Origin of the sequence: Nonomuraea antimicrobica, assembly GCF_039536965.1 — a bacterium.
GTDB lineage: Bacteria > Actinomycetota > Actinomycetes > Streptosporangiales > Streptosporangiaceae > Nonomuraea > Nonomuraea antimicrobica.
This window is the reverse complement of the sequence record NZ_BAAAZP010000033.1, coordinates 17,254-30,791: the sequence shown is the minus strand read 5'-3', so window position 1 is coordinate 30,791 and position 13,538 is coordinate 17,254. Positions and strand designations below refer to the sequence as shown.

General features: G+C 71.4%; 13 protein-coding genes. 10 read left to right on the top strand and 3 right to left on the bottom strand.

What is annotated here, in order from left to right; all coding sequences use genetic code 11:
• Positions 1 to 47 precede the first annotated feature (47 nt).
• Positions 48 to 2,558 carry a valine--tRNA ligase gene (gene valS, locus ABD844_RS09860; protein WP_344875220.1) on the top strand — a complete coding sequence of 837 codons (2,511 nt, stop codon included), beginning with the start codon at positions 48 to 50 and terminating at the stop codon, positions 2,556 to 2,558.
• 5 nt (positions 2,559 to 2,563) lie between these two features.
• On the opposite strand, the gene ABD844_RS09855 is transcribed toward valS, so the two are convergent.
• Positions 2,564 to 3,073 (bottom strand): helix-turn-helix domain-containing protein, encoded by a 510-nt coding sequence (locus ABD844_RS09855; protein WP_344875219.1) that lies wholly within the window; start codon positions 3,071 to 3,073, stop codon positions 2,564 to 2,566.
• 57 nt (positions 3,074 to 3,130) lie between these two features.
• Between ABD844_RS09855 and ABD844_RS09850 the strand changes: the two genes are divergently transcribed.
• Positions 3,131 to 4,366, top strand: a complete 1,236-nt coding sequence (locus tag ABD844_RS09850) for an MFS transporter (protein ID WP_344875217.1) — start codon at positions 3,131 to 3,133, stop codon at positions 4,364 to 4,366.
• 14 nt (positions 4,367 to 4,380) lie between these two features.
• Here ABD844_RS09850 and ABD844_RS09845 read toward each other — a convergent pair whose 3' ends face one another.
• On the bottom strand, positions 4,381 to 5,253 hold the full coding sequence (locus ABD844_RS09845; RefSeq protein WP_344875215.1) for an aldo/keto reductase family oxidoreductase: 873 nt from the start codon (positions 5,251 to 5,253) through the stop codon (positions 4,381 to 4,383).
• A gap of 136 nt (positions 5,254 to 5,389) precedes the next feature.
• Between ABD844_RS09845 and ABD844_RS09840 the strand changes: the two genes are divergently transcribed.
• Entirely contained in the window at positions 5,390 to 6,250 is an 861-nt protein-coding gene (locus ABD844_RS09840) for a helix-turn-helix domain-containing protein (protein ID WP_344875213.1), read from the top strand.
• Positions 6,251 to 6,293: 43 nt separating this feature from the next.
• On the opposite strand, the gene ABD844_RS09835 is transcribed toward ABD844_RS09840, so the two are convergent.
• Positions 6,294 to 8,444 carry a DUF6351 family protein gene (locus tag ABD844_RS09835; protein ID WP_344875211.1) on the bottom strand — a complete coding sequence of 717 codons (2,151 nt, stop codon included), beginning with the start codon at positions 8,442 to 8,444 and terminating at the stop codon, positions 6,294 to 6,296.
• A gap of 216 nt (positions 8,445 to 8,660) precedes the next feature.
• Between ABD844_RS09835 and ABD844_RS09830 the strand changes: the two genes are divergently transcribed.
• From ABD844_RS09830 to ABD844_RS09800, 7 genes are all read left to right on the top strand, one after another.
• Complete coding sequence (locus ABD844_RS09830; RefSeq protein WP_344875209.1) at positions 8,661 to 9,908, top strand: AI-2E family transporter; 1,248 nt, start codon at positions 8,661 to 8,663, stop codon at positions 9,906 to 9,908.
• A 76-nt stretch (positions 9,909 to 9,984) separates the two neighbouring features.
• Positions 9,985 to 10,539, top strand: coding sequence for a PaaI family thioesterase (locus tag ABD844_RS09825; RefSeq protein ID WP_344875207.1), 555 nt, complete (start codon positions 9,985 to 9,987; stop codon positions 10,537 to 10,539).
• Positions 10,536 to 11,027 (top strand): dUTP diphosphatase, encoded by a 492-nt coding sequence (gene dut / locus ABD844_RS09820; RefSeq protein ID WP_344875205.1) that lies wholly within the window; start codon positions 10,536 to 10,538, stop codon positions 11,025 to 11,027. The genes ABD844_RS09825 and dut overlap by 4 nt, the downstream gene beginning before the upstream one ends.
• Positions 11,028 to 11,109: 82 nt before the next feature.
• On the top strand, positions 11,110 to 11,748 hold the full coding sequence (locus ABD844_RS09815; protein ID WP_344875203.1) for a DUF3710 domain-containing protein: 639 nt from the start codon (positions 11,110 to 11,112) through the stop codon (positions 11,746 to 11,748).
• Positions 11,749 to 11,776: 28 nt separating this feature from the next.
• Positions 11,777 to 12,163 carry an OB-fold nucleic acid binding domain-containing protein gene (locus ABD844_RS09810; protein ID WP_344875202.1) on the top strand — a complete coding sequence of 129 codons (387 nt, stop codon included), beginning with the start codon at positions 11,777 to 11,779 and terminating at the stop codon, positions 12,161 to 12,163.
• Positions 12,164 to 12,167: 4 nt separating this feature from the next.
• Positions 12,168 to 12,836: a DUF3159 domain-containing protein gene (locus ABD844_RS09805; RefSeq protein ID WP_344875200.1), complete on the top strand. Its 669-nt coding sequence runs from the start codon at positions 12,168 to 12,170 to the stop codon at positions 12,834 to 12,836.
• Between the two features lie 292 nt (positions 12,837 to 13,128).
• A complete protein-coding gene (locus ABD844_RS09800; RefSeq protein ID WP_344875198.1) occupies positions 13,129 to 13,368 on the top strand; it encodes a hypothetical protein in 240 nt (79 codons plus the stop codon).
• Positions 13,369 to 13,538: the final 170 nt, after the last annotated feature.

The following is a 13,538-nucleotide window of genomic DNA, read 5'->3' as shown; positions in this document are numbered from 1 at the left end:
TAGTCTCTACCTCTTGCCACGCCCGCGACGCCGTACCATACGGAGGCATGACTCAACAGCGACTACGCCATTCCGCCATGCCCGACAAGCCGACCCTTGACGGCTTGGAGCAGGTATGGGTAGCGCGCTGGGAGACCGAGGGCACCTACCGCTTTGACCGCTCCAAGCCTCGTGAGCAGGTCTACGCGATCGACACGCCGCCACCGACCGTGTCGGGGTCGTTGCACGTCGGTCACGTCTTCTCCTTCACCCACACCGACATCGTGGCCCGCTACCAGCGGATGACCGGAAAGTCGGTGTTTTACCCCATTGGCTGGGACGACAACGGGCTGCCCACCGAGCGCCGGGTGCAGAACGTCTACGGCGTGCGCTGCGACCCCTCGCTGCCCTACGACCCCGGCTTCGTCCCGCCTGACAAGCCGGGCAAGCGCGAGATCTCGATCTCCCGGCGCAACTTCGTGGAGCTGTGCCACAAGCTGACCGCCGTCGACGAGCGGGCGTTCGAGGAGGTCTGGCGGCGCGTCGGGCTGTCGGTCGACTGGTCGCTGCTCTACACCACGATCGGCGACGAGTCACGGGCGATCTCACAACGGGCGTTCCTGCGCAACCTGATGCGCGGTGAGGCGTACCTCGCCGAGGCGCCGACGCTGTGGGACGTCAGCTTCCGCACCGCCGTGGCCCAGGCCGAGCTGGAGGACCGGGAGTGGCCCGGCGCCTTCCACAAGATCTCCTTCTACGGCGAGAAGGGCTCGGTCTGGATCGAGACCACCCGGCCCGAGCTGATCCCGGCCTGCGTGGCGCTGGTCGCCCATCCCGACGACGAGCGCTACCGGGACCTGTTCGGCACCTCGGTGCTGACGCCGCTGTTCGGGGTGGAGGTGCCGGTGCTGGCCCACCGGCTGGCCGAACCCGACAAGGGCACCGGCATCGCGATGATCTGCACGTTCGGCGACGTCACCGACGTCACCTGGTGGCGGGAGCTGCACCTGCCCACCCGCCCGGTCATCGGCTGGGACGGGCGGATGCTGCCCGAGCCGCCGGAGGGCGTGGATGCGGAGCCGTACAAGGAGCTGGCCGGCAAGACCGTGCACAGCGCCCGCGAGCGCATCGTGGAGCTGCTGCGCGAGTCCGGCGACCTCGACGGCGAGCCCCGGCCCGTGCGGCGCGCGGTGAAGTTCTACGAGAAGGGCGACCGGCCGCTCGAGATCGTCACCACCCGCCAGTGGTACATCCGCAACGGCGGGCGCGACGAGGAGCTGCGGCGGCGGCTGCTCGACCGCGGGCGCGAGCTGACCTGGCACCCGCCGCACATGCGCGTGCGCTACGACAACTGGGTCGAGGGACTCACCAGCGACTGGCTGATCTCGCGACAGCGCTTCTTCGGCGTGCCGTTCCCGGTGTGGTACCCGATCGACGCGTCGGGGCAGCCCGTGCACGACGCGCCGATCCTGCCCGCCGAGGACCTGCTGCCCGTCGACCCGTCCTCCGACGTGCCGCCCGGCTACACCGAGGAGCAGCGCGGCGTGCCCGGCGGGTTCATGGCCGACCCCGACGTCATGGACACCTGGGCCACCTCGTCGCTGACCCCGCTGATCGCCGGCCGCTGGGGTGCCGACGACGACCTGTTCCAGCGGGTCTACCCGGCCGACCTGCGGCCGCAGGCCCACGAGATCATCCGTACCTGGCTGTTCTCGACCGTGGTCAGGTCGCACGACGAGTTCGACGGGCTGCCCTGGAGCGACGTGGCGATCTCGGGGTGGATCCTCGACCCCGACCGCAAGAAGATGTCCAAATCCAAGGGCAACGTGGTCACCCCGCTCGACCTGCTGGAGCAGCACGGCTCCGACGCGGTGCGCTACTGGGCGGCCAACGGGCGCTACGGCGTCGACACCGCCTTCGACCCGGGCCAGCTCAAGATCGGGCGGCGGCTGGCCATCAAGATCCTGAACGCCTCCAAGTTCGTGCTGGGGCTGGCCGAGAGCGACGGCGCCGGCGTCACCGAGCCGCTCGACCTGTCGATGCTGGCGGCGCTGTCCGACGCGGTGCGCGAGGCCACCGAGGCGTTCGACGCCTACGACCACACCCGGGCGATCGAGGCCGTCGAGCGCTTCTTCTGGGCGTTCTGCGACGACTACGTCGAGCTGGTCAAGGCCCGCGCGTACGAGTCGGGGGCCGCCTCGGCCTCGGCGCACGCGGCGCTGCGGCAGGCGCTCGACGCGCTGCTGCGGCTGTTCGCGCCGTTCCTGCCCTTCGTGACGGAGGAGGTGTGGTCGTGGTGGCGCGAGGGCTCGGTGCACCGGGCCTCCTGGCCGGCCGTGGAGCGCGGCGCGGGCGACCCCGCCGTGCTGGCCGTGGTCTCGGAGGTGCTCGGGCAGGTGCGCAAGGCCAAGTCGGAGGCCAAGGTGTCGATGCGGGCCGAGGTGTCGCGGCTGATCGTCTGGGCGCCCGACGTCGAGGTCGTCCGGCGGGCACAGGACGACCTGTGCGCGGCGGGCAACGTCGAGGAGTTCGTGCTCGACCACGGTGACACTCTGAAGGTGGAGGTCCACCTGGGCTGACGCGCTCAGGCGTCCCGGGTCACGTCGCGGTGCAGGGCCACGAACACCGAGTACGCCTCCCCGCCCGGCTCGGGCCCCAGGTCGCGGAAGTGGTCGAGCAGCTCCTGCAGCCGCCTGCGCAGTTCGTCGTGCCGCTCGGGGGTGAGGCGCAGGCCGAGCCGGGTGAAGTCGCCCTCCTCGACGTCGGCCAGCCTGACCTCCTCCAGGAACGCGTCGAGCATGGCGCTGCTCACGCCGCTCTCGCGGATGTCCATCTCCCATGACTTGCCGGTGGCCCGGTAGGGGATCTCGGTGGAGCCGCGCGGCCCGGGGCGGCTCGGCGCCGCCGCCAGGAAGCCGGTCTCGACGAGCCTGCGCACGTGGTGCAGGGTCGTGGCCGGGTTCGCGCCGAGCCGGTCGGCGATCTCCTTGTTGGTGAGTGCCTGGTCCAGGCAGAGCCGCAGGATGCGCAGCCGTGTGGAGGAGGCCAGCGCGCGGGCCTCCGCCTCGGTGGCGGGGCGGCGTTTGGTGCCCATGGCACGCCACCCTATAACCGGTTGATTTTTCTCAATCGGTTATGGAAGCTTTTGCGTGTGCGCCTCTTACGCGATCACGACTTCCGCGGCCTGTTCCTGGCCGACAGCGCCAGCCAGGTGGGCAGCCAGCTCCTGCTGCTGGCGCTGCCCCTGGTCGCCGTGTCGGCGCTGCACGCCTCGGAGTTCGAGGTCGGGCTGCTCGCCGCGTGCCAGACGCTGGCGTTCGTGGTGATCGGGCTGCCCGCGGGCGCGATCGTGGACCGGCTGCGCAAGCGCGCGGTGATGATGGTCAGCGACTGGGCGCGGGCCCTGGCGCTGGCCTCCGTGCCGGTGGCCTGGTGGCTGGACGTGCTGACGATCCACCAGCTCTACGCCGTCGCGCTCGTCCTCGGGGTGTTCACCGTGTTCTTCGACTCGGCCTACCTGAGCTATCTGCCGCACCTCGTCGGGCGCGAGCGGCTGGTCGAGGGCAACTCCGTGCTGGAGGGCGTGCGTACGGTGGCGCAGCTCGGCGGGCCCAGCGTCGGCGGCTACCTGGTCCAGTTCCTCACCGCCCCGTTCGCGCTCGTCGTCACCGTGCTCGGGTACGCCTGGTCGGGCCTGTGCCTGGCCGGCATCCGCAAGCGGGAGGAGCGCCAGGAGCGCCGCGGCGCCCATCTGGGCAAGGAGATCGGCGAGGGCGTCAGGTTCGTGCTCGGGCACCCGCTGCTGCGCTGCATCGTGGCCTGCGCCGCCACCGCGAACCTGTTCGCCAGCATGGCCCAGCCCCCGATCCTGCTGCTGCTGGCCAGGGAGCTGGGCCTGGCGGCGGGCACGATCGGGCTGCTGCTGGCCGCGGGCGGGCTCGGCGGCATGATCGGCGCGCTGGTCAACCGCCGGGTGGTCGCCCGCTTCGGTCAGGGGCCGACGATCTGGCTCACCGTCGGGCTGACCGCGCCGCTGATGTTCCTGGTGCCGTGGGTGGAGGCCGACTGGCGGCTGGGCCTGTTCGTGGTGTTCGAGCTCTGCTTCGCGGCGGGCGCGGTCGTCTTCAACATCACGCAGCTCAGCTTCCGTCAGGCCATCACGCCCGAGGCGCTGCTCGGGCGCATGAACGCCACCTTCCGCTTCCTCGTCTGGGGCACCATGCCGCTCGGCGGGCTGGCCGGCGGGGCGCTGGGCGGGCTGATCGGGGTCAGGAACACGCTGGTGGTGGCCGCGGCCGGGGCGTGCCTGGCGTTCCTGTGGGTGTTCGCCTCGCCCCTGCGCACGATGCGGGAGCTGCCCGCCAGACAGGCGCTCGCCGACCGGTGACGTGCCGTACGGCGCTAGTCGTCGGCCCTGATGGCGTCCAGGTCGGCGAGGGCGTCGGCGGGCAGGTCGAGTGCCGCGCCGACCAGGTTCTCGCGCAGGTGCTGCACCGATGACGTGCCGGGGATGAGCAGCACGTTCGGCGAGCGGCGCAGCAGCCAGGCGAGCGCCACGGACAGCGGCGTGCTCCCCAGCCGCGCGGCGACCCGCCGCAGGGCGTCCGACTGCAGCGGCGACATGCCGCCCAGCGGGAAGTACGGCACGTACGCGATGCCCTGCCGGGCCGTGCTGTCGATCAGCCCGTCGTCCTGCCGGTGGGCGACGTTGTAGTAGTTCTGCACGCACACCACCGGGGCGATCGCCTGTGCCTCGGCGAGCTGTTCGGCGTCGACCGTGCTCAGCCCGAGATGCCGGATCAGCCCCCGCTCGCGCAGCTCGGCGAGCGCGCCGAACTGCTCGGCGATCGAGCCGGGCTCGGGCGAGTCGAAGCCGCCCACCCGCAGGTTCACCACGTCGAGCGCGTCGAGGCCGAGCCGCCGCAGGTTGTCGTGGACCTGCTGCGTCAGCTCGGCCGGGGTGCGGGCGTGCGGCCACCCGCCCCGCTCGTCGCGCCGGGCGCCGACCTTGGTGACGATGTGCAGGCCGTCCGGGTACGGCGCGAGCGCCTCGCGGATGATCTCGTTGGTGACGTGCGGGCCGTAGAAGTCGGCCGTGTCGATGTGCCGGATGCCCAGCTCGACGGCCGTGCGCAGAACGGCGATCGCGGCGTCGCGGTCCTTGGGCGGGCCGAAGACGCCAGGCCCGGCCAGTTGCATGGCCCCGTAGCCGAACCGGGTGAAGGTGAGGTCGCCCACGCGGTACGTGCCGCCGGGAAGCTCGTCGCCTGGCATGTTTCCCTTCCGCTCACCGGCGTCTCCGGGAGCGGTCTCACGGTAACGAGCGCTGACGGACACAGCCGGTACCCCGCCCATCCTGGGAGTGGCAGGACCAGGCACGATGCCCGCTCCGGCCCGTACGATCGGGGGCATGAGCAGGCCGAACGCGCTCGGGGATTACCTCAGGGCACGCCGTGAGCTGATCGACCCGGCCCAGGCGGGGCTGCGGATCGTCGGCGTACGCCGCACCCCTGGGCTGCGCCGTGAGGAGGTCGCCACCCTGGCCGGGATCAGCGCCGACTACTACCTCCGGCTGGAGCAGGGCCGCGACCGCAACCCGTCACCGCAGGTGCTGGAGGCCCTGGCCCGGGTCTTCAAGCTGGACGCGACCGCCACGCGACACCTGCTGAGCCTGTCCACCGCCCGCCCGGCCGCGCCCCGGCGGACGCGCCGCGAGGTGGTGCCCGCCGGGATCAGGCAACTGCTCGACGTGATCAACCTGCCGGCGTTCGTGGAGAGCAGGACGTTCGACGTGCTCGCCGCGAACCGGCTGGCCACCGCCGTGTCGGCCAACCTCCGGCCCGGGGTCAACCGGCTGCGCGCGATCTTCCTGGACCCCGCCGACCGGCAGCTCTACCTGGACTGGGAAGAGGCGGTCAGGGGCATGGTCGCCGGGTTCCGCGCCTCCGTGGGCGGCGACGTCGACGACCCGCGGATCGTCCGACTGGTCGGCGAGCTGTCGCTGGCCAGCGAACCGTTCCGGCGGCTGTGGGCCAGGCACGACGTCACCGCGCTGGCCGGAGGCGCGATGCGGCTGCGCCACCCCGAGGTCGGCCTGCTCGAACTGCGCAGGGAGAAGCTGCCGCTCAGCGACTCGGGCGGGCAGATCCTGGCGGTCTACCACGCCGAGCGGGGCTCGGAGACGGCCCGCCTGCTCGACTCGCTCGCCGCGCGGGCCGCCGCGGAAGAGGGCCGTCCGCCCGAGGCCGACGCCGACACCGGGATCGCGTGAGCGTCCGGATCATGCGCTCCGGCCCTCTCCGGGCAGCGGCGGGCTAGTAGTCGCACACCCCCGTGGGGAAGATCTGCTTCAGCCGGGCGCGCTGGTCGGGCGAGGGCCGCCAGGAGCCGTACAGGCCCCGCGCGACCGCCCGGTCGACCGGCTGGAGGCGGCACTTGTAGACGCCGCCCTCGATCGGGCCGCCCGCCACGACGCGGGAGGTCGAGTAGAGCGGGAAGCGCTGAGTGCAGGCGCCGGGCGGGCGGCGGTCGAGGACCCCGTCCCAGACGCGCGGCCCCGCCGCGATCTCGCTGCCGTTGGTGGCGAAGCAGCGGTCCACGGCCTGGGACGGCTTGTTGCCCTCGACACCGCGCGCGGGATGTCTGCGGATGTTGGCCATCCACTCGTCGATCACCCGCAGCGCCTCGGGCGTCTGGTCGAACCTCGGCCCGTCCGGACGGGCGTCGGTGAACCAGATCACCTGGTTGCCCGCCCGTCCGTCGTGGTCCAGCATCCGCTTCCTGGAGGCGAACGACTGGTGCGCGTTGTGCATGTCCAACTGGTCGTCCAGGTAGTGGCGCCAGTCGATCACCGGGAGGTCGATGTCGCCACCGAACACCAGGCCGCTGCGCTGCACGTTCCTGATCGCCACGGGGTCGCCCGCCCGCCTCGGGGCCGGGTCGCCCAGACGGACGTTGCGGCTGCTCCACGGGTCGAGGTCGGCAGGGCAGGCGGACGGCACGAACGGGCACCCCTCCTGGACCATGTCGGCCGCCTCCTTCCACGAGCCGACCTCGGCGTTGACGTCGAGGAACTCCTCCGGCGTGATCACGCCCCCGGTGAGCGCGCTCAGGCCGTACTGGACGCCCACGTTGTCCCAGGTCGAGCGGGCGTGGCCGGTCTCGTCCACGCCGTAGACCGTGCGCAGGTCCTCCCAGTGCGTCCACCGGACGGTGTCCTTGACGCCGGGCGGGTCCATGCGCTGCCACTCGGGGTCGTTGTTGGACGTCCACAGCGGGTTCATGGTCAGCGGGGTCAGGCCGCGCCAGCCGTTGACGCACTCGTCGGAGCCCGGCCTGCCGGTGTACGGGTTGGCCACGGTGTCGCTGGCGTTCATGCCGATGAGTGCCATGCGGTCCTCCCACCTCGCCCACCGGGGGTTGTGGTCCATGTAGCGTTCGAGCAGCTCGCAGTCGCCCACGTGGATGGTCTGGGTGACCATGTCCGGGTAGGAGTACTGCGGGATGGCGGCGTCGATCACCCGGTCGCCGTGGTTCTGGCCGTAGATGTACTGCTGGATCCCGCCGCCCGAGCCGCCGACGCCCACCGTGTAGAGCGGCGGGCCGTGCCGCTCGACGAAGCGCTCCTTGACCATCAGGGCCGTCTCGCCGCCCAGGATCAGGTTGTAGTGGGTGGAGGTGCGGGTGCCCGAGGAGTGCAGGATCGCGTAGCCCTTGCCCAGTCCGTACGGGTCGAGGGCGGCGCTGCCCAGCGTGCCCTGGTCGTGGCCGATCGCCACGCCGCCGTCGAAACGGTAGATCGCCCTGCCGTTCCAGCCGTCCTCGAGTATGGCGATCGAGTAGAGGAAGCGGTTGATGACGCCGCGCTCGCGCCGGACGACGAAGTCGACCGTCCGGCCGTCCAGCAGCGTGGTCGTGGCCAGGTCGGCGGGGCGCTCCGCGGGCATGAGCTTGTACGTGCCGTCCGTGGAGCGGTAGAGGCGGTCGGTGACCGTCGGGGCGAAGCAGTCCCTGCTCCAGCCGTCGCTCACCCGCATGCCCTGACCGTCCTGGTTGTCGGCGACCGGCGGGCCGAGGCCGCTGCGCTCGGTCTTGCAGAGGAACGGGTACTGGTGGGCGCCGGAGAAGATCGGGCCCTGGATCGGGTGGTTGCGTACGTTGATGCTCTCCCGGCGGCGCCCGGCCACGGCGGTGATCGTGTTGTCGCCGTTCTTCAGGCCGGTCACCAGGCCGGTGAGCACGTCCCCGGTCCGGGTGAAGGCGGAGGTGACGTCCTCGCCGTCACGCAGCACCCTGGGCTCGGCCTTCGCGCCACGGGACTGGCGGACCCTGATCAGCGCGTCGCCGCCGCTCACCTGGTCGGGGCGGCTGGAGAGCACCTCCAGGGCCAGGGAGCCGCCGGTGGGGGTGGTGGCGGGTGCGGTGATGAGGGACGTCAGGAGGGTGAGGACCATCACAGCCTTCATGACCACGACGGTGACACGGCCGCCATCGCTTGCCCAGACCCGATCTCGGGCCCGCGCGCGTGGGGCTCTGCCCCTGCTCAGGCAGGGGTGTTCCCGCGCCCCCGGTGTATCCGGGAGGCGGCGGAGCGTGGCCGGACGGCGTCGTACGGTTACGCTCTGAGCTGCGGGCCGATTATCGGCGCGCATCCCGGGCCCGGACGTGCCAGTCTGGAACACGTGCTGTCCGACCGCCCAACCAAGCTCGTGCCGCCCGTGCTGGCCAAGATGGCCACCTGGTCCGCGTGCCTGATCCTCGTCGGCGTGGTCGTCTACTTCATCGTCCAGGCCATCGCGCGGCTCGCGTTCGTGGCGCTGCCCGTGGCGATCGCGCTGCTGCTGACCGCGCTGCTGTTCCCGCTGACGAAGGTCCTGCGCAACGCGGGCCTGCGGCCCATCTACGCCACCTGGATCACCATGCTGGTGGCCCTGGCCGTGCTCGTCGGCACGGGCTGGCTGGTCGGGGCGCGGGCCGGCGAAGAGTTCACCAACCTGGTCCGGCAGGTGCAGGAGACGGCCAGATCCGTGCAGGAGTGGCTGATCACCGGCCCGCTGCACCTCAAGGAAGCGCAGATCACCGGCTACGTCGACGAGATCGCGGCGATGGTCAACGCCCAGCGCACGGCCATCACCGGCACGGTGCTGTCCGCGGGGGCGGTGGCGGTCGAGGTGCTCGCGTCCATCGTGTTGCTGCTGTTCGTGACGTTCTTCCTGCTCAAAGACGGTGACCGGATCTGGGTGTGGTTCCTGAAGGCGTTCGGCGGGGTCGCGCCGCGCGTCGACCGGGCGGGGCGGGCCGCGTGGACCACGCTCTCCCACTACGTCCAGGGCACCGTGGCGGTGGCGGCGGTGCACGGGCTCGTCATGGGCATCGTGCTGGCGGGGATGGGGGTGCCGTTGTGGGCGCCGCTGGCCGTACTGATCTTCTTTGCCAGCTTCATCCCGATCGTCGGCATCTTCTTCGCCGGCACGGTCGCCACCCTCGTCACGCTGGGCGCCAAGGGGCTCGTCTACGCGTTGATCTTCCTCGGCATCCTCATCGTGGAGCAGCAGCTCGAGAACCACGTCCTGCAGCCGCTCATCGTGGGGCGGGCGCTCAACTTCCATCCGCTGGCGATCATCCTGGTGCTGTCGATCGGCGGCATCCTGGCGGGCATCGCCGGCGCCGCCGTGGCGGTGCCGGTGGCGGCGGTGATCTACCGGGCGCTGCCGGAGCTGAGACATGGTCCACCCGAGCTGCCACCCGGCCACGACGACCTCGCCTCCAGCGGCCCACCACCGCCAGGGGCGGACGACGGCCGCCCCGGCGGCGACACCGGTCCCGGCGGGCCGCGCCCGGCTGCCGCGCCCGACGCCGCCGATGGGCCGAGTGGGGCCGAGGGGCTGCGTGATGCGTCCGGGGCGGATGACGTTCTCCGGGCCAGGTGAGGCCCGCAGGCGTGACCCCGGAGCGGATGGGCGGGTGTGATGGAAGGGTGGGGGAGAGCGAGTAACCTCGTCACCCGTGACGCGTTCCTCCCTCACCACCCCACCACCAGGGGCGGTCCCGCCCGTGACCCAACCTGGGACTCCAGCTCCGGGCACTGCTCTGGACTCTCACTACAGCCAGTGCTTCGGGTGCGGCGCCGGGCATCCGACCGGGCTGCATCTCAAGGCCGCGACCCCCGACGGCGCCACCGTCGAGGCGGAGTTCACGGTCGGGGAGGCGCATCAGGGCGCGCCTCGGCTGGCGCACGGCGGGGTGCTGGCCGCCGCGATGGACGAGGTCATCGGAATGTCCGTCTACCTCTTCCGTAAGCCCTATGTGACGGGGCGCCTGGAGACCGACTACCTGCTTCCCGTTCCCGTGGGCACGACACTCCACCTGCGTGCCTGGTGCAACGGCATCATGGGCAGAAAGGCGTACCTTGAGGCTGAGGGGCGAATCGGTGCCCCTGACGGACCGGTCGCCGTCCGCGCGGCAGCGCTGTTCGTCGAGGTGAACATGGAACACTTCGCCAAGCACGGCGATGTCGCCACCATCGCCGCCGAACACCACGACTACGAGGTGAATCCTTGAGCAACGCAGGTGCCGGCTCCGCCGGTCGCGGCGGGCCGCAGCAGCAGGCCGCGACCGTGGAGGTCCTGATCCAGCGGCTCGACGCCGAGCTGCCGCTCCCGTCGTACGCCCACGCGGGCGACGCGGGAGCCGACCTCTACGCGGTCGAGGACGTCGAGCTGATGCCCGGCGACCGGGCGGTCGTCGGCACCGGGGTGGCGATCGCCCTGCCCGACGGCTACGCGGCGTTCGTGCATCCGCGTTCCGGGCTGGCGGCCAGGCACGGTGTCACGCTGGTCAACGCCCCCGGCACGGTGGACGCCGGTTACCGGGGGGAGATCAGGGTGACGCTGATCAACACCGATGTGAAGGAGCCGTTCCGGCTTCGGCGGGGCGACCGCGTGGCCCAGCTCGTCGTGCAGCGGGTGGAGCGCGCGGGGTTCTACGAGGTCGAACGGCTGCCCGGGTCCGTACGCGGCGCCAACGGGTTCGGATCGACCGGGCGCTGACCGGTGAGCGGCAAGGGGCCCGACAGGGGCCCGACGAACAACGGGCCGGACCACGGCCCGACGAGCAGGGAGAGTGAGGAACGTGTTCCGACGTCGTCGTCGTGAGCAGCCGGATCAGTTGGCCGAGCGGGAGGCCGCCGCACCCACGCGCGATTCCGGCCCGTGGGACGCCGACGAGCCCCACCCCGAGGCCGACCGGATCGACCTCGGCGGTCTGCGACTGCCACACAACCCGGACTTCGACGTACGGCTGGCCTCGGTAGGAGACCAGCACGTCGGCGTGGTCGTCCTGTACGACGAGAGCTCGCTGCAGCTCCAGGCCCTGGCGGCCCCGCGCAGTTCGGGGCTGTGGGACGAGGTCAAGACCAAGATCCTCGCCCAGGCCGATCACCTGCACCAGCAGGACGGGCCGTTCGGCACCGAGCTGAGCGGCGAGATGAGGGTCGACGGCGACAGCCGACCGGCCCGCTACGTGGGCATCGACGGCCCGCGCTGGTTCCTGCTCGCGGTGATCTCGGGCAAGGCGGCGGTCGACGATGCCACGGCCGAGCCGTACATCGACTTCATCAAGGACGTCGTCGTCGTGCGCGGCGACGAGCCGATGGCACGTGAGGAGGCGATCCCGCTGCGCCGGCCCAACGAGCAGAGCAGCGCGGAGACGCCCGAGGGGCCCGGCTTCAACCCGTTCAAACGAGGACCTGAAATCAGCGAGATTCGCTGAGGGCTTACATCACATAGGCTGATGCATCATGAGTACGGCAGAGCCCCCCAAACGCGGGGGATTGCGCGGGTTCTTCAGTCGGCTGGCCTCCACCCAGTCCGAGATCGAGGCCCAGGAGCTACGGGAAGACGCCGATGAGGTCGGTGCGACCCCGATCGTCTCGTGTGGCGGTCGCCGCCGCTTCTGCGTGGCGGGTACGCTACGTACGGTGACACTGCGTCCGAGGGGCGGTGCCCCCGCTCTGGAGGCCGAGCTCTACGACGGGTCCGACGTGATCGACCTGGTCTGGCTCGGCCGCCGCAAGATCGCCGGCATCGAGCCCGGCCGCACCGTCAAGGCCGAGGGCCTCGTCAGCATGCAGGACGGGCGCAAGGTGATGTTCAATCCGCGTTACGAGCTGCGCCCAGGGAGTTGATCAGGTGAGTGCTGAGGCCGAAGAGGTCGCCCACGACACCGTCGAGGCGGCGGTGCGGGCACAGCTCGCCAAGGCGTTCGGCGGTGTCCGCGGCATCATCGAGGCGGCGGTCCCGACGGTGGCGTTCACGCTGTCGTGGATCTTCACCGAGGATCTGAAGCTGTCGCTCATCATCAGCATCTCGCTGGCGGTGCTGCTCCTGCTCGTACGGATCGTCCAGCGGTCCACGCCGCAATTCGTGATCAACAGCCTGATCGGCATCGCGATCGGCGCCTTCTTCGCCAGCCGTACAGGCGACGCGAAAGACTACTTCCTGCCCGGCATCCTGTGGAACGCCGGCTACATGGTGGGGATGCTCATCTCGATCGTCACCCGGTGGCCGGTCGTCGGCTTCCTGATCGGCTCGGTCACGGGCGATCCGACCGCCTGGCACAAGGATCCGGGCATCGTGAAGCTGTGCACCCGGCTGACCTGGCTGCTCATGCTGCCCTGTGCGGTCAGGGTGGCCGTGCAGGGGCCCGTCTACCTGTTCGGCGGCGACCAGGCGGTGGCGGCGCTCGGGTTCGCCAAGATCGTGATGGGCTGGCCGCTCCAGGTGGCGGCGCTCGGGGCGATGCTGTGGGTGCTGGGCCGCGGTCGCACCCCGCTCAAACCGCCGGTGGCGTCCGCCTGAGCCTTCGATCGAACCGCCGCCGGCGTCCGCCCGAGATCCGATCGGGCGGCCGGTGGCGTCCGTCTGAGTTCGGTGGGCGTGGTGGTCATGGCCAGTCGGGGCCGAAGTCGGCGTGGGGCCGGCTGCATGGTCGGGTCCCGCTGGTAGGGCGCGCGCGGTCGGCGGGCGCGGTCGGCGGGCCGGTCGCGCGGCTGAGGTAAAGATCTACGGGCCGAACGCTTAACCACTTGATCCACGCGTGCGGGTACGAAGCCTGGCGGAAGATCGCTTCACACCCTATCGGGGGACCACCATGTACAGAAGTGTCATCGCCGCCGTCACCATGACCGCCGCCGCCCTGCTCCTCGCCTCGGCGCCCGCGATCGCCGACGACGACGACTTCAGAGGGCCGCACATCGGGTGCGAGAAGGAGGCCGCGGGCTTCGTCAAGCTGCGCGCGCCGCTGGTGATCTGGTTCGGCGGCTCCGACGACTGCAAGGACGAGGAGCACGAGGAGCACCACGACGAGTGGTACGAGCGCCGCATGCGGTGAGGTCGTACCGGGCCAACGGATCTCGTCTCGGCCCTGGGGCGCCGGGCCCCGGCGCGGGCCCGGCGCCCGCGCCGCCCCGGTGGCCGGGTGCGAGGCGGGCGCATCCCCCGCAGCACCGAGAGCCCGCAGCACCGAGAGCCCGCGGCGCAGGGAGCCCGCGGCGCCGAGAG